We start from the raw sequence: 557 nt of genomic DNA on the forward strand, positions 1-557 counted from the left end.
GGTACCGGTGACGCTCCCGGTCGGCAGCTCGTCTCCTCCGGTCCCGGCGGCCTCGTCACCCAGCCGCCGCGGTGGTCCACCGGCAAGCCGGCGGTCCTCCGTCTGGACCCTCGTCTCCGAGCTGTCCCGCTCTCCGTTGCCGGAGTGCGTGGGAGAAGTTCTATGCCCTCCGCGACGGACAGCGCAAGGGGTTCGGCGAACATTCTCCTGGTTCCACCGAAAGTCACCGGGTGCTCCACAGACCGACACCCCGTTGTCCACAGAAAGTTCTCGAATTCCCACAGCCGAGGGGTGTCCGGGGTGGGCGAGGGCGCCCGCACCCGCTGCGGCCGATGCCGCGCGCCCGTCCTGGGTACATACCTGGTGCACACAACAGAGAAGGGCCCTTGCGAGTATGAGTCGCAAGGGCCCTTCGGGTGACCGGTACCGGTGACGCTTCCGGTCGACAACTCTTCTTCTCCGGTCCCAGCGACCTCGTCACCCAGCCGCTGCGCCACGAGCCGGCAAGCCGCCTCGCGTCGTTCGGACCCTCGTCTCCGAGCTGTCCCGCTCTCCGT

It is taken from the genome of Nocardioides sp., from assembly GCF_024509035.1.
In the GTDB taxonomy this organism is placed as follows: Bacteria; Actinomycetota; Actinomycetes; order Propionibacteriales; family Nocardioidaceae; genus Nocardioides.